The 26,523-nt window shown below is 62.0% G+C and carries 26 protein-coding genes; 8 read left to right on the forward strand and 18 right to left on the reverse strand.

Translation table 11 applies throughout. From position 1 onward, the window contains the following. Positions 1-7: 7 nt before the first annotated feature. The 3 genes from ACYCCG_RS20440 (at position 8) to ACYCCG_RS20450 (ending at position 2,207) form a co-directional block, all read left to right on the forward strand. The gene (locus ACYCCG_RS20440; RefSeq protein WP_459671568.1) at positions 8-1,288 is read left to right on the forward strand and encodes a CynX/NimT family MFS transporter; all 1,281 of its coding nucleotides are present in this window, start codon (positions 8-10) and stop codon (positions 1,286-1,288) included. A gap of 108 nt (positions 1,289-1,396) precedes the next feature. Beyond that, on the forward strand, positions 1,397-1,873 hold the full coding sequence (locus tag ACYCCG_RS20445; protein ID WP_176683730.1) for a nuclear transport factor 2 family protein: 477 nt from the start codon (positions 1,397-1,399) through the stop codon (positions 1,871-1,873). Continuing rightward, the gene (locus ACYCCG_RS20450) at positions 1,866-2,207 is read left to right on the forward strand and encodes a GIY-YIG nuclease family protein (RefSeq protein ID WP_176683729.1); all 342 of its coding nucleotides are present in this window, start codon (positions 1,866-1,868) and stop codon (positions 2,205-2,207) included. Before ACYCCG_RS20445 ends, ACYCCG_RS20450 begins: the two co-directional genes overlap by 8 nt. Here the strand turns inward: ACYCCG_RS20450 and yejK are convergent. Next, positions 2,155-3,162, reverse strand: coding sequence for a nucleoid-associated protein YejK (gene yejK, locus ACYCCG_RS20455; RefSeq protein ID WP_021781869.1), 1,008 nt, complete (start codon positions 3,160-3,162; stop codon positions 2,155-2,157). The genes ACYCCG_RS20450 and yejK overlap by 53 nt on opposite strands. Positions 3,163-3,532: 370 nt before the next feature. Here yejK and ACYCCG_RS20460 point away from each other — a divergent pair, with 370 nt between their 5' ends. Continuing rightward, entirely contained in the window at positions 3,533-3,814 is a 282-nt protein-coding gene (locus ACYCCG_RS20460) for an HU family DNA-binding protein (RefSeq protein ID WP_003255106.1), read from the forward strand. Between the two features lie 47 nt (positions 3,815-3,861). Here ACYCCG_RS20460 and rlmF read toward each other — a convergent pair whose 3' ends face one another. From rlmF to ACYCCG_RS20485, 5 genes are all read right to left on the reverse strand, one after another. After that, entirely contained in the window at positions 3,862-4,815 is a 954-nt protein-coding gene (gene rlmF / locus ACYCCG_RS20465; protein WP_209967821.1) for a 23S rRNA (adenine(1618)-N(6))-methyltransferase RlmF, read from the reverse strand. A gap of 178 nt (positions 4,816-4,993) precedes the next feature. Then, positions 4,994-7,840 (reverse strand): valine--tRNA ligase, encoded by a 2,847-nt coding sequence (locus ACYCCG_RS20470; RefSeq protein WP_176683727.1) that lies wholly within the window; start codon positions 7,838-7,840, stop codon positions 4,994-4,996. 180 nt (positions 7,841-8,020) lie between these two features. Beyond that, positions 8,021-8,386 carry a DNA polymerase III subunit chi gene (locus ACYCCG_RS20475; RefSeq protein WP_209967819.1) on the reverse strand — a complete coding sequence of 122 codons (366 nt, stop codon included), beginning with the start codon at positions 8,384-8,386 and terminating at the stop codon, positions 8,021-8,023. Positions 8,387-8,391: 5 nt separating this feature from the next. Continuing rightward, positions 8,392-8,820: a DNA polymerase III subunit chi gene (locus ACYCCG_RS20480; protein WP_459671569.1), complete on the reverse strand. Its 429-nt coding sequence runs from the start codon at positions 8,818-8,820 to the stop codon at positions 8,392-8,394. A 50-nt stretch (positions 8,821-8,870) separates the two neighbouring features. Beyond that, the gene (locus tag ACYCCG_RS20485) at positions 8,871-10,364 is read right to left on the reverse strand and encodes a leucyl aminopeptidase (protein ID WP_459671570.1); all 1,494 of its coding nucleotides are present in this window, start codon (positions 10,362-10,364) and stop codon (positions 8,871-8,873) included. 301 nt (positions 10,365-10,665) lie between these two features. On the opposite strand from ACYCCG_RS20485, the gene lptF reads away from it, so the two are divergent. Together lptF and lptG are read left to right on the forward strand one after the other, a co-directional pair. Beyond that, entirely contained in the window at positions 10,666-11,781 is a 1,116-nt protein-coding gene (gene lptF, locus ACYCCG_RS20490; protein ID WP_004575655.1) for an LPS export ABC transporter permease LptF, read from the forward strand. Then, complete coding sequence (gene lptG / locus ACYCCG_RS20495) at positions 11,774-12,835, forward strand: LPS export ABC transporter permease LptG (RefSeq protein WP_209967813.1); 1,062 nt, start codon at positions 11,774-11,776, stop codon at positions 12,833-12,835. Before lptF ends, lptG begins: the two co-directional genes overlap by 8 nt. A 148-nt stretch (positions 12,836-12,983) precedes the next feature. On the opposite strand, the gene ACYCCG_RS20500 is transcribed toward lptG, so the two are convergent. The 10 genes from ACYCCG_RS20500 to ACYCCG_RS20545 all read right to left on the reverse strand — a co-directional run bounded on the left by ACYCCG_RS20500 (position 12,984) and on the right by ACYCCG_RS20545 (position 22,726). Beyond that, complete coding sequence (locus ACYCCG_RS20500; protein WP_252458915.1) at positions 12,984-13,472, reverse strand: RDD family protein; 489 nt, start codon at positions 13,470-13,472, stop codon at positions 12,984-12,986. 90 nt (positions 13,473-13,562) lie between these two features. Then, entirely contained in the window at positions 13,563-13,772 is a 210-nt protein-coding gene (locus ACYCCG_RS20505) for a cold-shock protein (RefSeq protein ID WP_014589840.1), read from the reverse strand. 357 nt (positions 13,773-14,129) lie between these two features. Beyond that, positions 14,130-15,251 carry a glycine cleavage system aminomethyltransferase GcvT gene (gcvT, locus tag ACYCCG_RS20510; protein ID WP_209967811.1) on the reverse strand — a complete coding sequence of 374 codons (1,122 nt, stop codon included), beginning with the start codon at positions 15,249-15,251 and terminating at the stop codon, positions 14,130-14,132. A gap of 27 nt (positions 15,252-15,278) precedes the next feature. Continuing rightward, complete coding sequence (locus ACYCCG_RS20515; protein WP_176683720.1) at positions 15,279-16,655, reverse strand: L-serine ammonia-lyase; 1,377 nt, start codon at positions 16,653-16,655, stop codon at positions 15,279-15,281. A gap of 150 nt (positions 16,656-16,805) precedes the next feature. Continuing rightward, positions 16,806-19,661, reverse strand: coding sequence for an aminomethyl-transferring glycine dehydrogenase (gene gcvP / locus ACYCCG_RS20520; RefSeq protein WP_209967809.1), 2,856 nt, complete (start codon positions 19,659-19,661; stop codon positions 16,806-16,808). An 11-nt stretch (positions 19,662-19,672) separates the two neighbouring features. Continuing rightward, on the reverse strand, positions 19,673-20,056 hold the full coding sequence (gcvH, locus tag ACYCCG_RS20525; protein ID WP_003255087.1) for a glycine cleavage system protein GcvH: 384 nt from the start codon (positions 20,054-20,056) through the stop codon (positions 19,673-19,675). Positions 20,057-20,358: 302 nt separating this feature from the next. Further along, positions 20,359-20,826, reverse strand: coding sequence for a DoxX family protein (locus ACYCCG_RS20530; RefSeq protein ID WP_176683718.1), 468 nt, complete (start codon positions 20,824-20,826; stop codon positions 20,359-20,361). Further along, the gene (locus ACYCCG_RS20535; protein WP_459671572.1) at positions 20,819-21,592 is read right to left on the reverse strand and encodes an HvfC/BufC N-terminal domain-containing protein; all 774 of its coding nucleotides are present in this window, start codon (positions 21,590-21,592) and stop codon (positions 20,819-20,821) included. Before ACYCCG_RS20535 ends, ACYCCG_RS20530 begins: the two co-directional genes overlap by 8 nt. Continuing rightward, positions 21,589-22,422 carry an MNIO family bufferin maturase gene (gene bufB / locus ACYCCG_RS20540; RefSeq protein ID WP_339443810.1) on the reverse strand — a complete coding sequence of 278 codons (834 nt, stop codon included), beginning with the start codon at positions 22,420-22,422 and terminating at the stop codon, positions 21,589-21,591. Before bufB ends, ACYCCG_RS20535 begins: the two co-directional genes overlap by 4 nt. A 16-nt stretch (positions 22,423-22,438) precedes the next feature. Next, the gene (locus tag ACYCCG_RS20545) at positions 22,439-22,726 is read right to left on the reverse strand and encodes a BufA1 family periplasmic bufferin-type metallophore (protein ID WP_209967801.1); all 288 of its coding nucleotides are present in this window, start codon (positions 22,724-22,726) and stop codon (positions 22,439-22,441) included. Between the two features lie 224 nt (positions 22,727-22,950). Here ACYCCG_RS20545 and ACYCCG_RS20550 point away from each other — a divergent pair, with 224 nt between their 5' ends. Together ACYCCG_RS20550 and ACYCCG_RS20555 are read left to right on the forward strand one after the other, a co-directional pair. Next, the gene (locus ACYCCG_RS20550) at positions 22,951-23,535 is read left to right on the forward strand and encodes a sigma-70 family RNA polymerase sigma factor (RefSeq protein WP_021781886.1); all 585 of its coding nucleotides are present in this window, start codon (positions 22,951-22,953) and stop codon (positions 23,533-23,535) included. Beyond that, entirely contained in the window at positions 23,525-24,166 is a 642-nt protein-coding gene (locus ACYCCG_RS20555) for a DUF1109 domain-containing protein (protein ID WP_209967799.1), read from the forward strand. The genes ACYCCG_RS20550 and ACYCCG_RS20555 overlap by 11 nt, the downstream gene beginning before the upstream one ends. Positions 24,167-24,496: 330 nt before the next feature. Here ACYCCG_RS20555 and ACYCCG_RS20560 read toward each other — a convergent pair whose 3' ends face one another. After that, a complete protein-coding gene (locus ACYCCG_RS20560) occupies positions 24,497-26,005 on the reverse strand; it encodes a sigma-54-dependent transcriptional regulator (RefSeq protein ID WP_021781889.1) in 1,509 nt (502 codons plus the stop codon). Between the two features lie 140 nt (positions 26,006-26,145). Continuing rightward, a complete protein-coding gene (locus ACYCCG_RS20565) occupies positions 26,146-26,514 on the reverse strand; it encodes a DUF5064 family protein (protein WP_176683713.1) in 369 nt (122 codons plus the stop codon). Between the last annotated feature and the right edge of the window lie 9 nt (positions 26,515-26,523).

The following is a 26,523-nucleotide window of genomic DNA, read 5'->3' on the forward strand; positions in this document are numbered from 1 at the left end:
GAAGGCCATGGCTGAATCCATCACCCGTAATACCCCGTCGGACGAGCGGGATCTCGATGAGCTGCTGATCGACGCTGAAGCTGACGACGAGCAGGTCCAGCAGCAGGCTGTGGTGCTGCGGCGGCCCTGGCTGTTGCTGCTGGGCCTGGTGCTGGTGGCCCTGAACCTGCGCCCGGCACTGTCAAGCATGGCGCCGGTGCTGGGCCAAGTATCTGAAGGCCTGGGGCTGAATGCTTCGCAGGCTGGATTGCTGACCACCTTGCCGGTGCTCTGCCTGGGCCTGTTTGCTCCCTTGGCGCCGGTGCTGGCGCGGCTCTTTGGCAGCGAGCGGGTGATTCTTGGCATCCTCGTCACCCTGGCACTTGGCCTCGTGGTACGAAGCACCTTTGGGGCTATTGGGGTGTTCCTCGGCAGCCTGATGGCGGGGGCCAGCATCGGCATTATCGGCGTGTTGTTGCCGGGTATCGTCAAGCGCGACTTTCCGCAGCACGCTGGCACGCTGACCGGCGTCTATACCATGGCATTATGCCTGGGCGCTGCCATGGCCGCGGGTGCCACCGTACCTTTGGCCCAGCATTTCGACGGCAGCTGGGCACTAGGGTTGGGCTTCTGGGTGCTGCCGGCCTTGCTGGCCATGCTGGTGTGGCTGCCACAGGCCCGCCAGGGGCATGGTCTGCACAAGGTGGCCTATCGCGTGCGAGGCCTGTGGCGTGATCCATTGGCCTGGCAGGTGACCCTGTACATGGGCCTGCAGTCATCACTGGCTTACATCGTGTTCGGTTGGTTGCCATCGATCCTGATCGGCCGCGGCCTCAGCCCGACCGAGGCAGGGCTGGTGCTGTCAGGGTCGGTAATCGTGCAGTTGATCAGCTCGCTCAGCGCCCCCTGGCTGGCCACCCGCGGCAAGGACCAGCGGCTGGCGATCGTGGTGGTCATGTCCGGTACGCTGGCGGGGCTGTTCGGTTGCCTGTATGCGCCACTTTCCGGACTGTGGGGGTGGGCCATTGTGCTGGGCCTGGGGCAGGGCGGTACCTTTGCCCTGGCGCTGACCTTGATCGTGCTGCGTTCGAAGGATGCCCACGTGGCGGCGAACTTGTCGAGCATGGCCCAAGGGGTGGGTTATACCCTGGCTTCGATGGGGCCATTTGCGGTGGGCCTGGTGCATGACCTGACTGGCGGCTGGGCGGCCCTGGGCTGGATTTTTGCGGTGCTGGGCGTCGGCGCCATCGTGTTCGGTCTGGGGGCCGGGCGGGCGCTGCATGTGCAGGTGACCAGCGAGAAAGTCTGAGGCCTGTTTTGCAGTACCGTCCTCTTACCCGCCAAGAGGACGGTACTGGCATAAGCCACCGGGGCAGATTATCGTGCAGCTTTCGAACCTAGGACGGACCAGCCCCCCATGAGCGATGCCAACCGCGCCCTGATCACCCGTTTCTACCAGGCCTTCCAGCGCCTGGATGCCGACGCCATGCTGGCCTGCTACAGCAACGATATCGTTTTCAGCGACCCGGTGTTCGGCACCCTGCGCGGCAAGGACGCAGGCGATATGTGGCGGATGCTCACTACTCGCGCCAAGGACTTCACCCTGACATTCGACAGCATACGCGCAGATGAGCACAGTGGCAGCGCGCACTGGGTGGCTACCTACCTGTTCAGCCAGACCGGGCGTATTGTGGTCAACGATATCCAGGCACGCTTTGTCATTCGTGATGGGCTGATTTGCCAGCATGACGACACCTTTGACCTGTGGCGCTGGTCGCGGCAAGCGTTGGGTATTCCTGGAATGCTGCTGGGGTGGTCGCCGCTGATGCAGAACAAGGTCCGCCTGCAGGCATTCAAGGGGTTGCGCGCATTCCAGCAGGCCCAGGGTGAGTGAAGTCGTCGAACCTGCTGTTGGTAAGCCCTGGTTCGTTTATCTGGTAAGGGCAGCCAATGGCTCGTTGTATTGCGGCATCAGCGATGACCCGCAGCGTCGGTTCGCCGCGCATCAGAAAGGGCAGGGCGCCCGCTATTTCAAGACCAGCCCGGCCCAGGCACTGGTCTATGTGGAGCAGTGGCCGGACAAGAGCGCGGCGCTGCGCCAGGAGCGGTTGGTGAAACGGCTGCGCAAGTCGGCGAAGGAGGCACTGGTGGCCTCCTTTGGCGGCTTGGGGGATATCAGTCCTTGCGGCGCTTCAGCTGATCCACCAACGTTGTTGGCAGCCCCTTGATGATCAAGGTCCCCGCCGCTTCGTCATACTCCACCTTGTCCCCCAGCAGATGCGCCTCGAAGCTGATCGACAGCCCCTCGGCACGCCCGGTGAAACGGCGGAACTGGTTGAGTGTGCGTTTGTCAGCAGGAATTTCCGGCGACAGGCCGTAGTCCTTGTTGCGGATGTGATCGTAGAACGCTTTGGGGCGATCCTCGTCGATCAGGCTGGACAGCTCTTCCAGCGTCACCGGCTCGCCCAGCTTGGTCTGGGTAGTGGCGTACTCGACCAGGGTCTGGGTCTTTTCGCGGGCAGATTCTTCCGGCAGGTCTTCACTTTCGACGAAATCGCTGAAGGCCTTGAGCAGGGTGCGGGTTTCGCCCGGGCCGTCGACGCCCTCCTGGCAGCCGATGAAGTCGCGGAAGTAGTCCGACACCTTCTTGCCGTTCTTGCCCTTGATGAACGAAATATACTGCCTGGAGTTCTGGTTGTTCTTCCACTCCGACAGGTTGATGCGTGCTGCCAGGTGCAGCTGGCCAAGGTCGAGGTGACGCGAAGGGGTCACGTCGAGCTCGGCATTCACCGCCACGCCTTCGCTATGGTGCAGCAGGGCGATCGCCAGGTACTCGGTCATGCCTTGCTGATAGTGGGCAAACAGGATGTGGCCGCCGGTGGACAGGTTGGACTCTTCCATCAGCTTCTGCAGGTGCTCGACAGCCACGCGGCTGAAGGCGGTGAAGTCCTTTTCTTCATCCAGGTACTGCTTCAGCCAGCCGCTCAGCGGGTAGGCCCCCGATTCGCCGTGGAAAAAGCCCCAGGCCTTGCCTTGCTTGGCGTTGTAGCTGTCATTGAGGTCGGCCAGCAGGTTTTCGATGGCATCGGAGGCAGCCAGTTCGGAGTCACGAGCATGCAGCACGGCGGGGCTGCCATCGGGCTTTTTGTCGATCAGGTGAACGATGCAATGACGGATTGGCATGGAATTCTCGGCGAGCTGCAAAAGTTGCCAAGTTTAACCTAGACCTGAGGTGATGCAGTGGCCGTATGTTGGCAGATATGTCTGTTGTTCGTTTTTTGTTCAATTTTGTGGTTTTTCAGCTGAAACCCCCGAAAAACCTGCATTTAATCAAAGTGCGAAGCGGATATTTATCCATTCCTGTGGTAGTTTTGCGCGGTCTTGCGCCCCTCGTGTGGCGCATTGCTGGCAGCACGCTTTCGCCGTGTCGAACCAAACGCCGATTTTCGTATCTACATACGCGATTGGCGCGGCCCTCCATTTCAAGGGGCTGGCCCGATAACGTCGTAGTTCGCTGCATAACCATCGAATTTGATAGGGAAGGAACACCACCATGGCATTGACCAAAGACCAACTGATTGCCGACATCGCCGAATCGATCGCCGCGCCAAAAGCCACCGCCAAGAATGCTCTGGAGCAACTGGGCCAGATCGTTGCCGACCAACTGGAAAACGGCGCTGAAATCACTCTGCCAGGCATCGGCAAGCTGAAAGTCTCCGAGCGTCCTGCCCGTACCGGCCGCAACCCTTCGACTGGCGCTGCCATCGAAATCGCTGCCAAGAAAGTCGTCAAGTTCGTTCCAGCCAAAGTGCTGACCGACGCCATCAACAAGTAATTGTTGTTTTGACGAAACCGCGCCCGGCTTGCCCGGGCGCGGTTTTTTCATGCCTGTGATTTACGCTGGGCGTGCCAGGTCTGGCGTGCGGCGTCGTCATGGAAGCTCCAGGCGACCATGCGGCTCTGTTTCTGTCCCTGGCCCATCTCAATGATGCGCACGGCCTTGGCGCCGGATTTCTTCAGTGCGGCTTCGATTCCTGGCAGGTTGCTGGCCTTGGACACCAGGCTGGTGAACCACAGCACCTGTTCGGCGTACTGCACGCTTTCGCCAACCAGCTGGGTGACAAAGCGGATTTCTCCGCCTTCGCACCACAGTTCATTGTTCTGGCCACCGAAGTTCAGCACCGGCAGCTTGCGTTTGGGGTCCTGCTTGCCGAGGTTCTTCCATTTGCGCTGGCTGCCGCGGGTGGCTTCGTCGCGTGAGGCATGGAAGGGCGGGTTGCACAGGGTCAGGTCGAAGCGTTCGCCCTCCTGCAGCAGGCCGCTGAGGATGTGCGCTCGGTTGGCCTGCTGGCGCAGGGAAATGGCTTTGCCCAGGCCATTGGCCTGGACGATAGCCTTGGCCGAGGCCAGAGCCACCGGGTCGATGTCTGAGCCGAGGAAGCGCCAGCGGTAGTCGCTGTGGCCCAGCAGTGGATAGATGCAGTTGGCCCCCACGCCGATGTCCAGCGCGCGCACTTGGGCGCCCCTTGGGACGTCGCCGGCATTGTCATCGGCCAACAGGTCGGCGGCTACGTGGATGTAGTCGGCACGGCCAGGAATGGGCGGGCACAGGTAATCGGCCGGGATGTCCCAGTGCTGGATGCCGTACTGGGCCTTGAGCAGTGCACGGTTGAACACGCGTACGGCTTCGGGGTTGGCAAAGTCGATGCTGGGCTTGCCGTGGGGGTTGGTGATGGTGAAACGGGCCAGATCAGGGTGGGCCTTGATCAGGCTGGGGAAGTCGTAGCGACCCTGGTGGCGGTTGCGCGGGTGCAGGGTGGGTTTGTTCGGGGTCATGGCAGTGTCCAGCCCTATACGAGCGGTGGCTTGAAGAACCTGGGGCTGCTATGCAGCCCTTTCGCGACACAAGGCCGCTCCCACAGGAGGGTGGCGCCTTGAGGGTTGGCGCCGTCCTGTGGGAGCGGCCTTGTGTCGCGAAAGGGCCGTGCAGCGGCCCCGACGGTCTCTCTAGTGATTACAGCGCAGCAATCCGCGCATGCTGCTCGGTGAAGTTGGCCAGGGCCTGTTCAGACTCGGCCAGCTTGGCGCGTTCTTTCTCGATCACCGCAGGCGGGGCCTTGTCGACGAAGGCTGCGTTGGACAGCTTGCCGCCAACACGTTGCACTTCACCTTGCAGACGCTGGATTTCCTTGTTCAGGCGCGCCAGCTCGGCATCCTTGTCGATCAGCCCGGCCATTGGCACCAGCACTTGCAGGTCACCTACCAGGGCGGTGGCCGACAGCGGCGCTTCGTCGGCATCACCCAGTACGGTGAACGACTCGACCTTGGCGAGCTTCTTCAGCAGCGCTTCGTTTTCCTGCAGGCGGCGCTGGTCGTCGGCGTTGGCGTTCTTCAGGAACAGCGGCAGCGGCTTACCTGGGCCGATGTTCATTTCGGCACGGATATTGCGCAGGCCGACCATCAGTTCTTTCAGCCACTCGATGTCGCCTTCGGCAGCGGCGTCAATGCGTGCTTCGTTGGCCACTGGCCATGGCTGCAGCATGATGGTCTTGCCGTCGATGCCGGCCAGCGGCGCGATGCGCTGCCAGATTTCTTCGGTGATGAACGGCATGAACGGATGCGCAAGACGCAGTGCCACTTCCAGTACGCGCACCAGGGTGCGGCGAGTGCCGCGGGCGCGCTCTACCGGGGCGTTTTCGTCCCACAGTACCGGTTTGGACAGCTCCAGGTACCAGTCGCAGTACTGGTTCCAGATGAACTCGTACAGCGCCTGGCTGGCCAGGTCGAAGCGGAACTGCTCCAGCTGGCGGGTTACTTCGGCTTCGGTGCGCTGAAGTTGCGAGATGATCCAGCGGTCGGCCAGCGACAGCTCGTAGGCTTCGCCGTTCTGGCCACAGTCTTCACCCTTGTCCAGCACGTAGCGGGCGGCGTTCCAGATCTTGTTGCAGAAGTTGCGATAGCCTTCGACGCGGCCCATGTCGAACTTGATGTCGCGGCCAGTCGAGGCCAGCGAGCAGAAGGTGAAGCGCAGGGCGTCGGTGCCGTAGCTGGCAATACCTTCGGGGAACTCGGCTTTGGTCTGCTTGGCGATCTTCTCGGCAAGCTTGGGCTGCATCATGCCGCTGGTGCGTTTTTCCAGCAGGGCGTCGAGGGTGATACCGTCGACGATGTCCAGTGGGTCCAGCACGTTACCCTTGGACTTGGACATCTTCTGGCCCTGGCCGTCACGTACCAGGCCGTGCACGTACACGGTCTTGAACGGTACCTGCGGGGTGCCGTCTTCGTTCTTGATCAGGTGCATGGTCAGCATGATCATGCGCGCAACCCAGAAGAAGATGATGTCGAAGCCAGTCACCAGCACGTCGGTGGAGTGGAACTTCTTGAGGAATTCGGTCTGTTCCGGCCAGCCCAGGGTGGAGAACGTCCACAGGCCCGAGCTGAACCAGGTGTCGAGTACGTCGTCATCCTGGCGCAGGACCACGTCGGCGCCCAGCTTGTGCTTGGTGCGTACTTCTTCCTCGCTGCGGCCGACGTAGACCTGGCCAGCCTCGTCGTACCACGCCGGAATACGGTGGCCCCACCACAGCTGGCGGCTGATGCACCAGTCCTGGATATCACGCATCCAGGAGAAGTACATGTTCTCGTATTGCTTGGGCACGAACTGGATGCGGCCATCTTCCACGGCGGCGATGGCAGGTTCTGCCAGCGGCTTGGTGGAAACGTACCACTGGTCGGTCAGCCACGGCTCGATGACCGTGCCGGAGCGGTCGCCTTTCGGCACTTTCAGGGCGTGGTCGTCGATGCTGACCAGCAGGCCCTGGGCGTCCAGGTCGGCGACGATCTGCTTGCGCGCGACAAAGCGGTCAAGGTTGGCGTACTGGGCCGGCAGCTGGGTGTCGACCTGCTCGTTGACGCTGCCGTCGAGGTTGAAGGCCTGGGCGTTGGCCAGCACGAAGGCATTCTTGTCGAAGATGTTCAGCAGCGGCAGGTTGTGACGCTTGCCGACTTCGTAGTCGTTGAAGTCGTGGGCCGGGGTGATCTTCACGCAACCGGTACCGAACTCGGGGTCGCAATAGTCATCGGCGATGATCGGGATGCGGCGGCCGACCAATGGCAGCTCGACGAATTTGCCGATCAGTGCCTGGTAGCGTTCGTCGTTCGGGTTGACTGCCACGGCGGCGTCACCCAGCAGGGTTTCCGGACGCGTGGTGGCAACCACCAGGTAGTCCTGGCCTTCGGCGGTCTTGGCGCCGTCGGCCAGCGGGTAGCGCAGGTTCCACAGGTGGCCTTTCTCGTCGTGGTTTTCCACTTCGAGGTCGGAGATGGCTGTGTGCAGCTTGGTGTCCCAGTTGACCAGGCGCTTGCCGCGGTAGATAAGGCCGTCTTCATGCAGGCGCACGAACGCTTCTTTCACTGCTTCGGACAGGCCATCGTCCATGGTAAAGCGCTCGCGGCTCCAGTCTACCGACGAGCCCAGGCGGCGAATCTGGCGGCTGATGTTGCCACCGGACTGATCCTTCCATTCCCAGACCTTTTCCAGGAACTTTTCGCGGCCCAGGTCATGACGGTTCTGGCCTTTGGCTTCAAGTTGGCGCTCGACCAGCATCTGCGTGGCGATACCCGCGTGATCGGTGCCTGGCTGCCACAGGGTATCGCGGCCTTGCATGCGGCGGAAACGGATCAGGGCGTCCATGATCGCGTTGTTGAACCCGTGGCCCATGTGCAGGCTGCCGGTCACGTTCGGCGGCGGGATCATGATGGTGTAGGACTCGCCTGCACCTTGTGGAGCGAAATAGTTCTCGGACTCCCAGGTGTTGTACCAGGAAGTTTCGATTGCGTGCGGCTGGTAGGTCTTATCCATGCGCGGCGGGACCCTGTGCATTTATTCGGGAAAGCCGGGAAGTATAACCAAGCTGGGGGCCGCAGGCGACAAGCTGCTGACAACTGTCGGAACAGTGTCGCCTGCCTCGCGGGCAAAGCGCAGGCTTCGAACCTGTGGGAGCGGGCTTGCCCGCGAAGTAGGCGACACCGCTGCCCGGTTCTACTCGGAACGCTTGATCAGCCGCTCGATCCGCGCATCCAGCCGGCGCTTGATTTCGTTCTCGATATGCGGGGTGAAGTCGTTGATCACGTCTTGCATGATCATCTGCGCTGCGGCACGCAGCTCGCTTTCCAGGTGCAGCAGGGTGTCCTGGCGGCGGGCCTGCGGGTCGTCCTCGGGTTCGGCAGCGACCGGTTCGGCGGGCGCCGCGGGGGCGCTGGCGGTTTCGTCCAGCAGCAACGGAATCTGCTCTACCGTCTCGGTGAGCAGCGGCGGTTGCAGGTCGGCGTCGCCAAGCAGCTGACGGATCGACTCGAGGTCATCGAGCAGGTGGGCGGAATCGGGCAAAGGGGAGGGCTTGTCCATCGTCGTCAAAGTCGCTGTAAGCGGTGGTCTTGCAGAGCATAGCCCTGTTCACGGTAGAAACGGAATCGCTCTCGGGCTGATTGGCGGATAGCGGGCTCTTCAACGACGATTTCGGCCACCCGCTCGAACTGCCCGACAAAGCCCGGCACGCTGGCGCCGAGGTTGATCAGCAGACCGCAGTGCTTACCTGCGTCGTCGGCCAGGCCCAGAACCACGCCAGTATCGGCATGCTCCTCGGCCAGGTCGTGGGGCACGAAGGCCTCGCCCTTGAAGCGCCACAAGCGTTGGTCCAGTTCACTGCGCTGTTCTGCATCCTGGCAGTGCAGATAGACCCGGTGGCCGAGGCGCCAGGCCTTCTCGCAGAGCTTGCAGGCGAAATCGAGCCGCGCCGACAGCGAGTCGGTGGGCAGAATGTAGAAGTCGACTTTGCTCATGGTGGGAATCGCCGGCCGGTGGCGCGCAAGGCACCACCGGATTCACGGCGTCAGGCGCCAGCGCGGTCCAGCAGGTACTGGGTCAGCAGAGGTACCGGGCGGCCAGTGGCGCCTTTGTCCTTGCCGCCACTGACCCAGGCGGTACCGGCGATGTCCATGTGCGCCCAGTTGTAGGCTTTGGCGAAGCGCGACAGGAAGCAGCCAGCGGTGATCGTACCGGCCTTCGGCCCACCAATGTTGCCCATGTCGGCGAACGGGCTGTCCAGTTGTTCCTGGTATTCATCGAACAGCGGCAACTGCCAGGCACGGTCGTCGGCGCGCTTGCCGGCATCGAGCAACTGCCCGACCAGGTCGTCGTTGTTGCCCATCAGGCCGGAGGTGTGGTTGCCCAGGGCGACGATGCAGGCGCCGGTCAGGGTGGCGATGTCGATGACCGCCTGCGGTTTGAAGCGCTCGGCGTAGGTCAGGGTGTCGCACAGCACCAGGCGGCCTTCAGCATCGGTGTTGAGGATTTCCACGGTCTGGCCGCTCATGGTGGTGACGATGTCACCCGGGCGGGTAGCACCGCCGCTTGGCATGTTCTCGGCGCAGGCCAGCAGGCACACCAGGTTGATCGGCAGTTGCAGTTCGAGCACTGCATGCAGGGTGCCGAACACACTGGCGGCGCCGCACATGTCGTACTTCATTTCGTCCATGCCGGCGCCTGGCTTGAGGCTGATGCCGCCGGTGTCGAAGGTAATGCCTTTACCCACCAGCACGAAAGGCTTGTCGGCCTTTTTGCCGCCCTGGTAATTGAGCACGATCAGGCGTGGTGGCTGGTCGCTGCCCTGACCCACGGCGTAGAACGCGCCCATGCCCAGGTCCTTGATCTTTTTCTCGTCCAGCACTTCAACCTTGAGGGCCTTGTGCGCCTTGCCCAGGTCTTTGGCCTGTTCGGCCAGGAAGCTTGGGTGGCAAAGGTTAGGCGGCAGGTTGCCAAGGTCGCGGGTGAAGGCCATGCCGCTGGCGATGGCGCTGGCATGCTTGACCGCGCGCTCGACTTCGGCCTGGCCGGCTTTGTCGGCCAGCAGGGTGACCTTTTTCAGCGCGCGCGGCTCGGCTTTCTGGCTCTTGAAGCGGTCGAACACATACTCGCCGTCCAGCAGGGTTTCGGCCAGCAGGCGGTACTTGCCGTAATGGGCGTCGCGGTTGCTGACCGCGATATCGTCCAGGGCCAGCACTGCGTCAGTGCCGTTCAGGCCCTTGAGCACGCCAGCGACACTGGTCACCAGTTTGCGCCAGGCGCGGTCGCCCATGGCTTCTTCCTTGCCGCTACCTACCAGCAGCACGCGCTCGGCCTTCAGGCCCGGGAGGTTCTGTAGCAGCAGGGTCTGGCCCGGCTTGCCGGCCAGGTCGCCGCGCTTGAGCACGGCGCTGATGGCCCCTTCGCAGGCCTGGTCGGCAGCCTTGGCAACAGCGCCGAGCTTGCGGTTTTCCCCTACCGGAAGGACCAGGGTGGCGGTTTTTACGGATGCAGCAGCTACGCTTTTTACAACCAGTTCCATGACAGGATCCCCGAATGATCGATACGAATGGCGCTGTGTGTTCCAGCGCTCTGGACGGGCCTGGCCGCGTCGTCGCGCACCAGCGGAAAAGCTGCCAGTTTGAGCCTGTGGCAAGCGTGCTGACAACCCCGATGTGCGCCTTCGTACGCGGCCAAGTGACAGGGGCGGTCAATCACAGGATAATGCGCGCACTTTACATGGAGGTTCGCCTTTGGCGAACCGGCATTGGTCTTGGATGTACTAAGTCATTGTTTGGCGCCATTGCATGGCTGTCAGCCCTGACAACCCAGGAGTGTCTGGTTTGATCGTCTTTCGTTATCTGTCCCGCGAGGTCCTGGTCACCTTGAGCGCCGTCAGCGCTGTGCTGTTGGTGATCATCATGAGCGGGCGCTTCATCAAGTACCTGGCCCAGGCTGCCCAGGGCGTGCTCGACCCGGGCGTGTTGTTCCTGATCATGGGCTTCCGCTTGCCAGGCTTCCTGCAACTGATCCTGCCTCTGGGGCTGTTCCTCGGCATCCTCCTGGCTTACGGGCGCCTGTACCTGGAAAGCGAGATGACCGTACTGTCGGCCACGGGCATGAGCCAGCAGCGCCTGCTGGGCATGACCATGGCACCGGCTGCCCTGGTTGCCCTGCTGGTGGCCTGGCTGAGCCTGAGCCTGGCCCCGCTGGGCGTGGCCCAGGTGCAGCAGATCATCAGCCAGCAGGACGCCCTGACCGAGTTCGACACCTTGGTGCCAGGCCGCTTCCAGACCTTGCGTGATGGTTCGCGGGTAACCTATACCGAGCAGTTGTCGGATGACCGTATCAACCTGGGCGGGGTGTTCATCTCCGAGAAGCGCTTCAACCAGGACAAGACCAAGGACCGCGCCCCGTCGGTGCTGGTCGCCGAGAAGGGCCACCAGGAAATCCAGGCCGACGGCAACCGCTACCTGGTCCTGGAGAACGGTTACCGCTACGACGGCAACCCGGGCCAGGCCGACTACCGCGCCATCAAATATGACACTTACGGCGTGCTGCTGCCCAAGCCGGAAGTCGCCGAGGAAGTGACCGAGCGCGAAGCGCTTCCCACTTCCGAACTGATCGGCAAGGAGGGCCTGCGTGAGCGTGCCGAGCTGCAATGGCGGCTGTCGCTGCCGATCCTGGTGTTCGTCGTCACCCTGCTGGCGGTGCCGCTGTCGCGGGTCAACCCGCGCCAGGGCCGCTTCCTCAAGCTGCTGCCGGCAATTCTTCTGTACATGGCCTACCTGACAATGCTGATTTCCGTACGCGGCGCCCTCGAGAAGGGCAAACTGCCGATCGCCCTGGGCATGTGGTGGGTCCACGGCCTGTTCCTGCTGATCGGCCTTGGCCTGATGTACTGGGAGCCGCTGCGCCTCAAACGCGCCGCCCGCCGTGCGGAGGTGGCCCATGGCTAAGCTCGATCGCTACATCGGCCAGAGCGTTCTGCTGGCCATTCTGGCTGTGCTGGGGATCATCCTCGGCCTGGCTTCGCTTTTCGCTTTCATCGATGAGATGGGCGACCTGAGTGACACCTACACGTTGATGGAAGCGGGCAACTATGTCCTGCTTACCGCACCTCGGCGGCTGTATGAAATGCTGCCAATGGCCGCCTTGATCGGTTGCCTGATCGGCTTGGGCAGTCTGGCCAGCAGCAGCGAGCTGACCATCATGCGTGCGGCTGGCGTGTCCATCGGTCGTATCGTCTGGGCGGTGATGAAACCGATGCTGGTGCTGATGCTGGTTGGTCTGCTGATTGGCGAATATGTGGCTCCGGTGACCGAGAACAAGGCCCAGGCCGACCGTTCCCTGGCCCAAGGTGGTGGTGAAGCACAAAGTTCCAAGCGCGGTATGTGGCACCGCCAGGGCGAGGAATACGTGCACATCAACGCCGTGCAGCCCAATGGCCTGCTGCTGGGCGTGACCCGCTACCGCTTCGACAGCGAGCGCAAGATTGTCACCTCGAGCTTTGCCCGCCGTGCGCAGTACCAGAACGACCACTGGCTGCTCGCTGATGTGCGTACCACCTACTTCCGTGGCGACCACACCGAGGTGGTCAGCGCGCCGGAGGAACGCTGGGATGTTTCGCTCACGCCAGAACTGCTCAATACCGTGATCCTCGCGCCGGAGTCGCTTTCGATTACCGGGTTGTGGGACTACATCCACTACCTGTCTGACCAGGGCCTGAACAACTCCCGCTACTGGCTGGCGTTCTGGACCAAGGTGCTGCAGCCGATGGTAACGGCGGCCCTGGTGCTGATGGCGATCTCGTTCATCTTTGGCCCGCTGCGTTCGGTAACCCTTGGTCAGCGTGTGTTCACGGGTGTACTGGTGGGCTTCGTGTTTCGCATTGGCCAGGACCTGCTCGGGCCTTCGAGCCAGGTATTCGGCTTCCCGCCGCTGCTGGCGGTAGTGATACCGGGGGGCATCTGTGCCTTGGCCGGCCTGTGGTTGTTGCGCCGGGCAGGCTAATAGCCTGAGGTACACAAGAAAGCCGACCTCAGGGTCGGCTTTTTCATGGGTGTTGATCTATTCCGGCCTCTTCGCGGGTAAACCCGCTCCTACAGGTACCGCGCAAGCATCAAGAAAGGGCCCGAACCGGCAACGCCAATCCTCTGGCTTATTTCTTCTGTTTAGGCACCCGCACCAGCTGGCTTTCCGAATAGATGTCATGCCAACCGCGCTTGCGCTTGTCGATCAGCACCCAGACAAAACCCAGCCCGAGGCACAGCCACGAGGCGATCGACACGACAAACCGCAACAGCGCCTGCCACAGGCTGATGGCCGAGCCATCGGCATTCTGCACCCGAACGCCCCATACCTGCATACCCAGCGTCTGCCCACCGTGGGTCCAGAACTTGGCAAAGAAGCCGAACAGGGCAAACAGCAATACCGTAGATAGCAGTGGGTCGCCATCCAGTGCGCCAGCCTCGGTCAGCTCGCGCATGCGTGCTTCACCGATGATCGACATTTGAATCATCTTGTAGGCGCCGGCGGTCACGATCAGCAACGCGGTGCACAGTAAAAAGTCATAGAACATCGCTGCCAGGCGCCGGCCCAGGCCGACCGGCGGAAAATCCCCCTGGGGTGTGAGTAGAGGCTTTGACATGCAGGACGCTCCGAAAGACGAGCCTACTATTCTACGGGCAAAAAAAAGCCCCTGCACTTGGCAGGGGCTTTTCAAAGTCTGGTGCTGGATTCAGACAGGTTGAACCTTGTCAGCCTGCATGCCTTTCTGGCCCTGGACTGCTTCGAAGGTTACTTGCTGGCCTTCTTTCAGGCTCTTGAAGCCGTTGCCTTCGATAGCGCGGAAGTGCACGAAGAGATCCGGACCGCTTTCTGGGGTGATGAAGCCGTAACCTTTTTCGTCATTGAACCACTTGACGGTACCCTTCTGACGCTCAGCCATTGTCTTATTTCCTATGAAACTTAAATTTTGATGACAGTTTCTTTCGCACTTTTTTGTAAGCGAAAGATTACTGGGCTGGGTTGCAGGAAGTAAGAGACGTCAAACGGGTTGTAGCAAATCTCGGCTACTGGCCCAGGTCACGAACTGTTGCGACCCATGCAAACACAGTGCAGTGACTCTACGCCAACTCCCGAGCGAAAAACAAGCCCTTGGTCGTATGGAAAACTGGCCGCTTGCCGATAACCGACCGATTTGTCGGAAACGGCATGGCGCCTGGCCTGGCGCCATGTTCAAAAGTTATTGGGCAGGTTCGAAAACGAATATGTCGACGCTGCCCAAAACCTTCACAAAGCCGTTTCAGCCACGGTAGTAACGTGGTGTCACGAAAGGCATTTTGCTGACTTTCAAGGCCACCTTCTTTCCACGCACCACGGCAAACAGTGCAGTGTCGAGTGCCGCATGTTCACTATCGATATAACCCATTGCGACAGGTGCAGCGAGTGTCGGGCCAAAGCCCCCGCTGCATACTTTACCTACCGGTTTATCGTTTGCGTCGACAATTTCCGCACCTTCACGAACAGGCGTACGCTCCTGTGGCAACAGGCCAACACGTTTGCGCGCCACACCATCGCGCAGATGGGCGAAGATCGCCTCGGCACCAGGGAAGCCGGCAGCACGTGCACCCTCGGCACGGCGCACCTTGGAAATCGCCCACAGCAGGCTGGCTTCGATCGGCGTAGTCTCGCCGTTCATGTCGTGGCCATACAGGCATAGGCCGGCTTCCAGACGCAGCGAGTCGCGTGCGCCCAAGCCGATCGGCTGTACTTCCGGTTCGGCCAGCAGGCGGCGGGCCAAGGCGTCGGCAGCGCTCACCGGTACCGAGATCTCGTAGCCATCTTCGCCGGTGTAACCCGAGCGGCTGACGAAACAGTCCACGTCCAGCAGCTTTACCCGGCGGAACTGCATGAAGGTCATGCCGGCCACTTCTGGAGCCAGACGTTCCAGCACGTTGACTGCCGCCGGGCCTTGCAGGGCGAGCAGGGCACGGTCCTCGAACAGCGGCTGCACCTCGCAACGGCTGCCGATGTGCGTTTGCAAGTGAGCCAGGTCCTGCTCCTTGCAGGCGGCGTTGACTACCAGGAACAGGGCATCGTCGCCCAGGTTGGCAACCATCAGGTCGTCGAGAATGCCGCCTTGCTCATTGGTGAACATGGCATAGCGCTGCATGCCCACCGGCAGGTCGATGATATCCACCGGTACCAGGCTTTCCAGCGCCTTGGCAGCGTCAGCGCCACGCAGAATGATCTGGCCCATGTGCGAGACGTCGAACAGGCCGGCCTGCTCGCGGGTGTGCAAGTGTTCCTTGAGCACGCCCAGCGGGTACTGCACCGGCATGTCGTAGCCGGCGAACGGCACCATGCGCGCACCCAGTTCCAGGTGCAGAGCGTGCAGTGGGGTCTTGAGCAGTGTTTCGGACATCGATGACTCCTTGCTGTCATTGTCGGGTCAACATTCGATGATGTTGACGGCCAGGCCGCCACGGGCGGTCTCTTTATATTTGCTTTTCATGTCGGCGCCGGTCTGGCGCATGGTGCGGATGACCTTGTCCAGCGACACGTAGTGCTGCCCGTCGCCGCGCAGGGCCATGCGTACCGCGTTGATGGCCTTCACCGAGCCCATGGCATTGCGCTCGATGCAGGGCACCTGTACGAGGCCGCCGATCGGGTCGCAGGTCAGGCCCAGATTGTGTTCCATGCCTATTTCGGCGGCATTCTCCACTTGCTGCACGCTGCCGCCCATCACTTCGCACAGCGCCCCGGCGGCCATCGAGCAGGCCACGCCGACCTCGCCCTGGCAGCCCACTTCGGCGCCGGAGATGGAGGCGTTTTCCTTGTACAGGATGCCGATGGCTGCAGCGGTGAGCAGAAAGCGCACCACCCCGTCCTCGCTGGCACCCGGCACGAAGCGCATGTAGTAGTGAAGGACTGCCGGGACGATGCCCGCTGCGCCGTTGGTTGGGGCGGTAACCACACGACCGCCGTAGGCGTTTTCCTCGTTCACCGCCAAGGCGTAGAGGTTGACCCAGTCGAGCACTGACAGGGCGTCACGCAGGCTGGCTTCCGGGTGGCCGCTCAGTTGGCGGTACAGGGCCGGCGCGCGGCGTTTGACCTTGAGCCCTCCCGGTAATATGCCCTCATGCTGACAACCTGCTGTGACGCAATCTTGCATCACCTGCCAGATGCGCAGCAGCCCGGCTCGGGTTTCTGCTTCCGGACGCCAGGCGGTCTCGTTGGCCAGCATGACCTGGCTCACCGACAGGTCATGCGCGGTGCAGTGGCCGAGCAGCTCCTTGGCGGTCTTGAACGGATAGGCCAGCACCGTAGTGTCCTCGACGATGCGGTCGTGGCCGGCAGCGTCCTCGTCGACCACGAAACCACCGCCTACCGAGTAGTACTCGCGGCTTCGGATTTGCAGGCCTGCGTCGTCGAATGCGCGGAAGATCATGCCATTGGGGTGGTAGTCCAACGGCTTGCGGATCATCGCCAGGTGCTGCTTTTCGATGAACGCAATGCTGTGCTCGCCCAGCAGGTTGATGCGTCCGCTGTCGCGGATGACCTGCAGGCGGGCGGGAATGCTGTCGGTGTCGATAATGTCCGGGTGTTCGCCTTCAAGGCCCAGCAGCACGGCTTTGTCACTGCCGTGGCCTTTGCCTGTGGCGCCCAATGAGCCATACAGCTCGGCCCTGACGCTGGCGGTGCCGGCAAGCAAGCCATCACGGCGCAGCCCTTCGGCAAACCGCGCAGCGGCACGCATCGGGCCGACCGTGTGGGAGCTGGAGGGACCGATGCCGATCTTGAACAGGTCGAAGACGCTCAGTGACATGTGGACCTCCTGCCAGGGTGTTGGGTGGACGTTGAGCCCTGTAGGAGCGGGTTTACCCGCGAATGCGGCGGTACAGCCACCATCGCATTCGCGGGTAAACCCGCTCCTACACAGAGCCCGCCACCCAAGCCAGGTGGCGGGGAGGGGCTATCAGACGTCCTGATAGCTCTCGATCGACGGGCAGGCGCATACCAGGTTGCGGTCGCCGAACACGTTGTCGACCCGGCCGACCGGCGGCCAGTACTTGCCTTCCACCAGGCTCGCCAGCGGGTATACCGCCTGCTCGCGGCTGTAGCCATGGGTCCATTCGCCAACCAGCTCAGCCGCAGTGTGCGGTGCGTTTTTCAGCGGGTTGTCGTCCTTGTCCAGGCTACCGTCCTCTACCGCGCGGATTTCTTCGCGGATCTGGATCATCGCGTTGCAGAAGCGGTCCAGTTCTTCTTTGGACTCGCTTTCGGTCGGTTCGATCATCAGCGTGCCAGCCACCGGGAAGGACATGGTCGGGGCGTGGAAGCCGAAGTCGATCAACCGCTTGGCCACGTCGTCGACACTGATGCCGCTGGTGTCCTTCAGTGGGCGCAGGTCGAGAATGCACTCGTGAGCCACCAGGCCGTTACCGCCGGTATACAGAACAGGATAGTGCTCTTCCAGGCGGCGGGCGATGTAGTTGGCGTTGAGGATTGCCATTTGCGAGGCACGTTTGAGGCCGGCACCGCCCATCATGCGGATATACATCCATGTGATTGGCAGGATGCTGGCACTACCGAACGGCGCAGCGCATACCGCGCCCTGGGTGTTTTCCAGCTGTGCATGGCCTGGCAGGAACGGCGCCAGGTGCGACTTGACGCCAATCGGGCCAACGCCCGGGCCGCCGCCACCATGCGGAATGCAGAAGGTCTTGTGCAGGTTCAGGTGGGAAACGTCGCCGCCGAACTTGCCTGGCGCGCACAGCCCGACCATGGCATTCATGTTCGCGCCGTCGATGTACACCTGGCCGCCGTTGTCGTGGATGATCGCGCAGATTTCGCCGATCGCTTCCTCGAACACACCGTGGGTCGACGGGTAGGTGATCATGATTGCAGCCAGGCGTTCGCGGTGCTCGATGGCTTTGGCGCGCAGGTCCTCGACATCGACGTTGCCACGGGCGTCACAGGCGGTAACCACTACACGCATGCCAGCCATGTGTGCGGTGGCCGGGTTGGTGCCATGGGCCGACGACGGGATCAGGCAGATATCGCGGTGGCCTTCACCACGGCTGCGGTGGTAGGCGCGGATCGCCAACAGCCCGGCATATTCGCCCTGCGAGCCGGCGTTGGGCTGCAGCGACACGGCATCATAGCCGGTGGCCGCGCACAGCATGGCCTCCAGTTCGGTGGTCATCTGCAGGTAGCCCTGGCTCTGCTCGGCGGGGGCGAACGGGTGCAGGTTGCCGAACTCGGCCCAGGTGACCGGGATCATTTCGCTGGCGGCGTTCAGCTTCATGGTGCACGAGCCCAGCGGGATCATGCTGCGGTCCAGCGCCAGGTCCTTGTCGGCCAGGCGGCGCAGGTAGCGCATCAGCTCGGTTTCGCTGTGGTAGCGGTTGAACACCGGGTGTTCGAGGATGGCCGATTGGCGCAGCAGGGCAGCAGGCAGCAGGGAACCGGTGCTGGTGGCCAGTGCGGCGAAGTCAGGCTGTGCCTGCTCGCCACCCAACAGCTGCCACAGCGACTCGACGTCAGCCTGAGTGCTGGTTTCGTCCAGAGACAGCCCCACATGGGCGGCATCGATCTGACGCAGGTTGATGCCCTGGGCGCGTGCCTTGTCATGCAGGCTGGCAGTGGCACTGCCGGTGGCCAGGGTCAGGGTGTCGAAGGCGCTGGCACCTACCACCTGTACGCCCAGCGCCTTCAGGCCGGCGGCGAGGATCGCGGTCAGCGCATGGGTACGCTCGGCAATGCGCTTGAGGCCGGCAGGGCCGTGGTACACGGCGAACATGCTGGCGATGTTGGCCAGCAGCACTTGGGCGGTGCAGATGTTGCTGGTGGCCTTTTCACGGCGGATGTGTTGCTCGCGGGTCTGCATGGCCAGACGCAGGGCGGTTTTGCCGAAGCGGTCGATCGACACGCCGACCAGGCGGCCAGGCATGTCGCGCTTGAACGCGTCGCGGGTGGCAAAGTAAGCCGCGTGCGGGCCACCGAAGCCCAGTGGCACGCCGAAGCGCTGGGCGCTGCCGATGGCCACGTCGGCCTCGAATTCGCCCGGTGGGGTCAGCAGGGTCAGGGCCAGCAGGTCTGCCGCTACGGCGACCAGAGCGTTGGCAGCGTGGAAACGCTGCACGACCTCGCGGTAGTCGAACACTTCACCGTTGCTGGCCGGGTATTGCAGCAGGGCGCCGAAGAAGGCGCTGACATCGCCCAGCTCGCGCTCGTCGCCAACCACAACCTCGATACCCAGCGGCTCGGCACGGGTGCGCAGCACGTCGAGGGTTTGCGGGTGACAGTGCACGGAGGCAAAGAAGGCATGGCTGGACTTGTTCTTCGACAGACGCTTGCAGAAGGTCATGGCCTCGGCCGCAGCGGTGGCTTCGTCGAGCAAGGAGGCGTTGGCGATCGGCAGGCCGGTGAGGTCGCTGATCAGGGTCTGGAAGTTCAGCAGCGCTTCCAGGCGGCCCTGGGAAATTTCTGGCTGGTACGGGGTGTAGGCGGTGTACCAGGCCGGGTTTTCCAGCAGGTTGCGCAGGATCGGTGCCGGAGTGTGGGTGTTGTAGTAGCCCTGGCCGATGTAGCTTTTGAACAGCTGGTTCTTGCCAGCGATGGCCTTGAGTGCAGCGAGCGCATCGGCCTCGCTCTGGCCGTCGTGCGAGCCAAGCACGCTGGTGCCTTTGATGCTGTCGGGGATGACCGCAGCGGTCATGGCGTCCAGCGAGTCGAAGCCCAGTGCAGTGAGCATGGCCTGTTCGTCAGCGGCGCGCGGGCCTATGTGACGGGCGATGAATTCGTTGGCGGTGCCGAGGTTAATGGTCATGGCGGGTGTCCTCAGGCGTCGTCGTTGGCTTTGAGCAGGCGGTCGTAGGCGTCCTGGTCGAGCAGAGCGGTCACGGCTTCTGCATCGGCAGGGATGAAGCGGAAGAACCAGCCTTCGCCCATCGGGTCTTCGTTGACCAGTTCAGGGCTGTCTTCAAGCTGGCCGTTGACCTCGACCACTTCACCCGTCAGTGGCATGTACACGCCGCTGGCGGCCTTGACCGATTCGACGGTGGACGCTTCGCTGCCTTTCTCATACTGCTGCAACTCTGGCAGTTGCACGAAAACCACGTCGCCAAGGGCATTCTGGGCGTAGGCGGTGATGCCCACGGTGACGCTGCCATCGGCTTCGACGCGCAGCCATTCGTGATCTTCAGTGAAACGCAACTCGCTCATGGGGAATCCTCGGGAAGCAGGGCGTTGGGCGCGGTGGCGCCGCGCTCTTAGGGTAGGATTCCTTTAGCAATAATGCGGCCAATCTACAAAAATGCTTGTTTATCAATATGTTACGTGAATATCGGGTAAAGCCTTATCTTTTCTGTGGAATGATATCGTTACATGTGCTCATGGGAGGAAAAGGGTTTGAGCATCAAACCCTTGTGCACCCACGTCGAGGCGGGACTGTATCGTTTTCGATACATCGTAGCGAAAACGATACGGTTGATGCATGAACAGGGCAGGTGCCCATTGGCCTTCGGTCATTTCATTTTCAGCAGATGATCCAGCGAAAACGCACCGGCGCCACGGGCGATCAGGAGCAGCAAGAGCCCTGCCCAAGTCAGGTGGGTGGGCCACGCATCGGGGTAGACGAACACTTCGATCACCAACGTCATGCCCAGCAGTGCCAGCGCCGATAGCCGGGTCATCAGCCCGAGCACCAGCAATAGCGGGAACAAGTGCTCAGCGTAGGCGGCCAGGTGCGCTGCAAGCCAGGGCGAGAGTAGCGGCAGCGCGTACTCGGTGCGGAACAGCTCGTAGGTGCCGGGTGTGAGGGTGAGGAAACCTTCCACTTTGGTGCGCCCGGAAAGAAAGAATATCGAAGCGATCCCGAGCCGGGCGACCAGGCACAACAGGTCATCGCTCAACCGGCGCTCGATGCTCTGCGCAACGTGGTTCCAGGCGCGCCGCAGGCTGCTGGCTGGGGGCGTGAAATCGGCACTAGCCATGGTGGTGTTCTCCTGTGAAGGCGAGTGGGCGAAAAGCCTGGGCTGTCATCAGGCGCCCGAGCATCTCGGTGAAGTCCAGGTCGGTTTCAGCGTGTCGCGCCAGGTCGGAGGCCTGCATCAGCGACTGTCCGGCCGCACAGGCCTTGAGGAACGCATGGCCACCTTTCCCCAGCGGCTGATGGCATATGCCATCAGCGGTCCCGACAAACAGTACCCCTTCGCCCACCCATGGCTGGTCATGGGGCCAGGCAAGCTGTTCGCGGGCGCAGCGCCACAGGGTGTACACAGGATGCGCTTCGCACCAGTACCAACGGGCACTGGCACGGGGGGCCAGGTAACCGTGATCCAGATCGCTGGGGGTCATGCCTGCCAGCTCGACAAGGTTCAGGCACGGTTCGTTCGGCGCGCTGAAGGCTTCTGTCCAACGCAGGTCCAGGCGCGCGACATCCGCCAGATACGGCACAGCATGCTGTGACTGAATGTCTTCGAGGAAATCCGGAAAGGTTGCGCCGTAGCAGATCAGCCGGGGATCGCTGGGGGGAAATTGCCGCGCATAGACTGCCGCGGTCTCATCCATCCAGGCGCGCCCGACGAGTGTGCACACGCTCGGAAAGTTTGCGCGCAGTGCTTCCACGCAGCCGGCCAGCACCGTGTTGCGATAAACCGCGAACGCCGCTTGTTCGGTCACTCCCGAAAGCTGGGGAGCAGGGCGGGAATAGAGTGCCTCGATGAATGCGTGCTGGAACTGACCAAGGGAAAGGTTCATGGCAATGCACCTGGGCAAGTCATGATCGACTGTGCGATGGACCGTTCAGCAAGCAGTTCGGTGAACGGGGGAAGCTTGTCGTCACGTTCAATGAGTGTCGGGCGCGGGCCGACACGGGAAACCAGTTGGCGGTACAGCGCCCACACAGGCTCCGCCACCTGCGCATCATGAGAGTCGATCAACAGGCTGCCTTGGTCATCATCGCTGTGCCCGGCCAGATGAACTTCTGTGATGGTTTGCGCTGGAAAGCGGTCCAGGTAGGCAGTTGCCGAGAACCCCAGATTGTGAGCACTCACATAGACGTTGTTGATGTCCAGCAGCAGGCCACAACCCGTGCGGCGTGTCAGTTCGCCAAGAAAGTCGATCTCGTCCCAGTCATGGCCCTGCAGTTGCAGGTAATGACTGGGGTTTTCGATGGATATCCGCCGGCCCAATACCTCCTGGCATCGCTGGATGTTTTCAGCGATGCGGTTCAGAGCCTCGTTGCTGCGCGGAAATGGCAGCAGGTCTGGATGGTAGTGCCCCTGCCAGGTGGACCAGGCCAGGTGCTCTGATACAAGTACCGGTTCGATTTGATCGCACAGTGCGCGCAGACGCTGCAGATGCGCCTGATCAGGGGGCGCGTCAGCCGCCAGCGAAAGTGCCACACCATGCAATGAGACCGGGTGCTGCTCTGCGATGCGGTTCAGCCAGGCAAGGCGAGGGCCACCGACCATGTAGTTCTCCGGGTGAACTTCAAACCAGAGCCCTTCGAGATTGCACGCCAGCGCCTGGTCGTAGTGCTCGGCCTTCAGGCTGATTCCGGCGCCCATTCGTGCGTCTGCGTTCATGGTCGGTTTCCCCTGATCAAGATTTGATAGGTGTCAGCGAGCCCATGCCGGCAGGTGTCTTGATCGATGTGCAGGTGCCGGCGGGGACGTTTTTCCAGTGCATGCCGTCGTAGTCTTTCTTCGCACTGCCGGCGCAGCTGGTGCCGGCGCCGGCCTTGCAATCGTTCTTTCCTGCCATGGCGACGCCGTAGCATTTTTCCATGGCAGTGCCACTGCCTGCGGGTTGCGTGCTGTCGGCCGCCATGGCGACGCCTGCAAGCGAGGCAAGAGCGAGCGCTGCGGTGGTGAGGGCGAGGGTTTTCATGGGTCAATCTCCTGAGAGTGTGGCCGTGGTCTATACCGGCGGCTCATGGAGTAATTCGTGCCTCGCGTAAAAAGGGTTACAGCCTTGGGCGAATTTTTTTCAGGGCGTGTCTTCCCAAGCTGATGTCGAAGCCAAGGGCATGGCATATTTGCAGCACCTGCGTGCCACACGCCGGGAGCGGATGAATCAAGTCAATTGTATTCAGGGTGTAACCCAGGCGGCCCATGCAGCGAACTAACTCACAGGATGAGCTCGAGGCTCGCGAGGCCCGGTTGAAAGCACTGTTGCTTCGAGGGCTGACAGGCGACCAGCTGGCCTATCAGGATTTTCTCGGCACGCTTGCGCTGCATGTACGTGCGTTTCTGCGCAGCCGTCTGAGCAGGCGGCCGGCCGAGATAGAGGACATGGTGCAGGATGTGCTGCTGGCAGTGCATAACGCGCGTCACACTTACCAGGCACAGCAGCCTTTGACGGCCTGGGTGCATGCGATCGCCCGTTACAAACTGGCGGATCATCTGCGAAGTGTTTCACGTCGCGAAGCCCGGCATGATGTTCTGGACGATGATGCGCAACTGTTTGCCATCTCGGAGGTTGAATCAGCCGAGGCCAGCCGAGACCTGACCAAGCTGCTCAAGCAACTGCCAGAGCGGCAACGACTGCCGATTGTTCATGTCAAGCTGGAGGGGTTGTCTGTCGAAGAGACGGCACAACTTACCGGGCTTTCCAGTTCAGCGGTAAAGGTTGGGATACATCGAGGTCTGAAAGCGCTATCCAGGCTGATTGGAGGAGCCAACAACCATGAAGACTGACGATTTGATTGCCTTGCTGGCCGCAGGCGAAGGGCCAGTGCCGCGCCACGCCGTTGGCAGGCGGATGGCAGTGGCTGTGCTGGGCGGGCTGACCGCAGCACTGCTGCTGACTATTACCCTTTACGGTGTACGCAGTGATATCACAGAGGTCGCACAAACCCCGCTGTTCTGGGGCAAAGTCGCCTTTCCGACCAGCTTGGCGTTGATCGGGCTGTGGTTGACGAGCCGCTTGGCCAGGCCAGGAGGGAAGGGCGCTGCAGGCTGGACGATGCTTGGCTTGCCACTGCTGCTGGTCTGGTGCGGGGCGGCCATCAGTATCGCTGGGGCGCCTGTGGATGCGCGCGCCGACCTGTTGTTCGGGCGCACATGGCGTACCTGCGCACTGAATATCGCATTGCTGTCGGTGCCGACCTTTGTCACCGTGTTCTGGGAGCTGAAAGGCCTGGCGCCCACCCGGTTACGGTTAGCGGGTGCTGCTGGTGGCCTGCTGGCGGGTTCGACTGCAACGGTGGTCTACTGCCTGCATTGTCCGGAAATGGGCGTACCGTTCTGGGGTGTGTGGTATGTCCTTGGCATGCTTGTTCCGACGGTGATCGGTGCCTGGTGGGGGCCCCGCATGCTGCGTTGGTAGGCTGTACTGGCAGGCCCCACACAACTCAGAACGACTTTCTGATTGCCTGCCCTGTCACTCAAGGGACTTTTGAAATTGCTTAACCCGCAATGAACCAGGGTAATGCCAGGGTAGGCCCATCAGTGGGGCGAGCCCCAGTCTTGTTGCCTGGCCGATACCCATGGTGTTCTGAACCATTGGCAAACCCTTCACCAGTTCAAACATCGGGGGCTCTTAGTTCAGGGTGACATGTGAAATTACAATGTCACCCTTTTACGGAGAGCACACCAGTCAAATGCGGCTGAGCGGCCAGGAAAATTCCGATTCAATTACGGGTTTTGACCACAGCCGTCATGGTTTTCCGGGTATTCCATATTTACGCAGCCGCTGGGCAATAGCCGTGTGCGAAGTTTGCAAGCGTCCGGCCAGTTGCCGTGTTGACGGGTAGCTGGCATACAAGCGCTGCAACAGTTCGCGCTCGAAATTACCCACGGCCTGCTCGAGGCTGGCCACTTCGCCATCTTGCCCACGTGCCACCGAGGTGCCGGCGATGTCCAGGTCGCCGATATCCACCAGGTTACCCTCGCAGATGGCAGCAGCGCGGAAGATCACGTTCTGCAACTGGCGCACATTGCCCGGCCAAGGGTTGGCCAGCAGTGCCGAATGGGTGGATGGGGTCAGCCGGCAGGCTGGGCGCTGGATCTGTGTGCACGCCTGCTGCATGAAGAAGTGCGCCAGCATCAGGATGTCCTGGCCACGGTCGCGAAGCGGTGGTACCTCCAGGTTGAGCACGTTCAGACGGTAGAACAGGTCTTCGCGGAAACTGCCTTCGGCGACCATGCGTTCCAGGTCGCGGTGGGTGGCACTGATGATGCGCACATCCACCTTCACTTCGCGGTCGCCACCCACCCGGCGGAAGCTGCCATCGCTGAGAAAACGCAGCAACTTGGCCTGCAGGTAGGGTGACATTTCACCTATTTCATCGAGGAACACTGTGCCCTGGTTGGCCAGTTCCATCAGCCCAGGCTTGCCACCTCGTTGCGCGCCGGTAAAGGCCCCGGGTGCGTAGCCGAACAGTTCGCTTTCGGCCAGGCTCTCGGGCAGTGCTGCGCAGTTCAAGGCCAGGAACGGTGCCGCGTGGCGGCTGCTGACAGCATGGCAGGCGCGGGCTACCAGTTCTTTGCCGGTGCCGGTCTCGCCATGCACCAGCAGCGGCGCATCGAGCGCCGCCACGCGTAAGGCGCGGGCTTTGAGGGTGCGGATGGCCGGCGACTCGCCCAGCAAGGCATCGAAGCCCTCGGCGTGATCGTGGTGCAGGGCCGACAGGCGTTCGCCCATGCGCGAGGGTGGGTACAGCGTCAGCAGGCCACCGGCGTTGGTGATCGGCATGGCGTCCAGCAGCAGGCTATGGCCGTTCAGCTGCATTTCGCGCATGGGCAGATGGAAGTTGTTGTCCAGCAGCGCTTGCAGCAGTGCGGGGTCGCCAAACAGTTCACCCACCGAGCGCCCGGCAGATTCGCGACCGCACAGTTCGATCAGCGCCGGGTTGGCCAACAGCACCAGGCCTGCGCTGTCCACCGCCAGCACCGGGTCGCTCATGGCGGCCAGCAGGGCATCGAGTTGCAGGTGGCGGCGCTGGCCTGGGAGGATGTCGACCACGTCCACCGATTGCACGCCGTGTACTTCGAACAGCGCGTCGTGCAGTTCTTCGAGTACGGCGGGGCTGAGGGTGGGGGCGTCGATGTAGACGTTCGGCGGGACCATCTCCACGGCGTCCAGGTTGAGGTTGCGGGCACCGAGCAGGGCGAGTACTTCCTGGGTGATGCCGACGCGGTCGATGAAGCTGACGTGGATGCGCATGGGGTTCGGACAGTTGGCGATGGAGGCCGCCAGTATGCCCTGAGACGGGGGGCAGGCCCAAGGTTGGCGGTGGCGCATTCGCGGGCGCGCCCGCTCCCACAGGATTGCTGCTGTAGGGGCGGGCTTGCTCGCGAAAAGGGTCACTCCAGATGTTCAGGCTTGATCGGGTCGCCCGATTTCACATCGAGCTTTTCGCGAATGTCCGCAAACATATGGTCATAGAGCTTGTGCGGCGAACTCAGGGTCTCGAATTTCTTCGGCGGCGCCAGATACGACTGCGCCTTGCGGGTCAGTAGCATGAGGAAGCTGGGCAAGACCTGGTCCTTGGCGAGGAAGAACTTTTCTTCCACCGTCTTGCCTTCGATGCTGCCATGCATGTGGAATTGAATGCCTCTGCCTTCCTTGGGGTCCGACACGGCCTCGTACTCGATGTTCAGGTCATAGCTGTGGTCGGCGTGGTTCAGCGCAGTGCGCTCGATGTGTACATGACCGGAGTGATACTGGGCCATGGCTATCTC

The sequence above is a fragment of the Pseudomonas sp. VEM90 genome, assembly GCF_054611535.1.

Bases quoted from the DNA above. Each gene is read 5' to 3' on its own strand.
- ACYCCG_RS20475 (WP_209967819.1), bottom strand. From the start codon at position 8,386: ATGGACAAGCCCTCCCCTTTGCCCGATTCCGCCCACCTGCTCGATGAC.
- ACYCCG_RS20530 (WP_176683718.1), bottom strand. From the start codon at position 20,826: ATGGCTAGTGCCGATTTCACGCCCCCAGCCAGCAGCCTGCGGCGCGCC.
- ACYCCG_RS20460 (WP_003255106.1), top strand. From the start codon at position 3,533: ATGGCATTGACCAAAGACCAACTGATTGCCGACATCGCCGAATCGATC.
- gcvH (WP_003255087.1), bottom strand. From the start codon at position 20,056: ATGAGCGAGTTGCGTTTCACTGAAGATCACGAATGGCTGCGCGTCGAA.
- ACYCCG_RS20470 (WP_176683727.1), bottom strand. From the start codon at position 7,840: ATGGATAAGACCTACCAGCCGCACGCAATCGAAACTTCCTGGTACAAC.
- ACYCCG_RS20480 (WP_459671569.1), bottom strand. From the start codon at position 8,820: ATGAGCAAAGTCGACTTCTACATTCTGCCCACCGACTCGCTGTCGGCG.
- lptG (WP_209967813.1), top strand. From the start codon at position 11,774: ATGGCTAAGCTCGATCGCTACATCGGCCAGAGCGTTCTGCTGGCCATT.
- ACYCCG_RS20560 (WP_021781889.1), bottom strand. From the start codon at position 26,005: ATGCGCATCCACGTCAGCTTCATCGACCGCGTCGGCATCACCCAGGAA.
- ACYCCG_RS20440 (WP_459671568.1), top strand. From the start codon at position 8: ATGGCTGAATCCATCACCCGTAATACCCCGTCGGACGAGCGGGATCTC.
- ACYCCG_RS20505 (WP_014589840.1), bottom strand. From the start codon at position 13,772: ATGGCTGAGCGTCAGAAGGGTACCGTCAAGTGGTTCAATGACGAAAAA.
- ACYCCG_RS20485 (WP_459671570.1), bottom strand. From the start codon at position 10,364: ATGGAACTGGTTGTAAAAAGCGTAGCTGCTGCATCCGTAAAAACCGCC.
- ACYCCG_RS20445 (WP_176683730.1), top strand. From the start codon at position 1,397: ATGAGCGATGCCAACCGCGCCCTGATCACCCGTTTCTACCAGGCCTTC.
- bufB (WP_339443810.1), bottom strand. From the start codon at position 22,422: ATGAACGCAGACGCACGAATGGGCGCCGGAATCAGCCTGAAGGCCGAG.
- yejK (WP_021781869.1), bottom strand. From the start codon at position 3,162: ATGCCAATCCGTCATTGCATCGTTCACCTGATCGACAAAAAGCCCGAT.
- rlmF (WP_209967821.1), bottom strand. From the start codon at position 4,815: ATGACCCCGAACAAACCCACCCTGCACCCGCGCAACCGCCACCAGGGT.
- ACYCCG_RS20550 (WP_021781886.1), top strand. From the start codon at position 22,951: ATGCAGCGAACTAACTCACAGGATGAGCTCGAGGCTCGCGAGGCCCGG.
- gcvT (WP_209967811.1), bottom strand. From the start codon at position 15,251: ATGTCCGAAACACTGCTCAAGACCCCACTGCACGCTCTGCACCTGGAA.
- gcvP (WP_209967809.1), bottom strand. From the start codon at position 19,661: ATGACCATTAACCTCGGCACCGCCAACGAATTCATCGCCCGTCACATA.
- ACYCCG_RS20535 (WP_459671572.1), bottom strand. From the start codon at position 21,592: ATGAACCTTTCCCTTGGTCAGTTCCAGCACGCATTCATCGAGGCACTC.
- ACYCCG_RS20555 (WP_209967799.1), top strand. From the start codon at position 23,525: ATGAAGACTGACGATTTGATTGCCTTGCTGGCCGCAGGCGAAGGGCCA.
- ACYCCG_RS20545 (WP_209967801.1), bottom strand. From the start codon at position 22,726: ATGAAAACCCTCGCCCTCACCACCGCAGCGCTCGCTCTTGCCTCGCTT.
- ACYCCG_RS20565 (WP_176683713.1), bottom strand. From the start codon at position 26,514: ATGGCCCAGTATCACTCCGGTCATGTACACATCGAGCGCACTGCGCTG.
- ACYCCG_RS20500 (WP_252458915.1), bottom strand. From the start codon at position 13,472: ATGTCAAAGCCTCTACTCACACCCCAGGGGGATTTTCCGCCGGTCGGC.
- ACYCCG_RS20515 (WP_176683720.1), bottom strand. From the start codon at position 16,655: ATGTCACTGAGCGTCTTCGACCTGTTCAAGATCGGCATCGGTCCCTCC.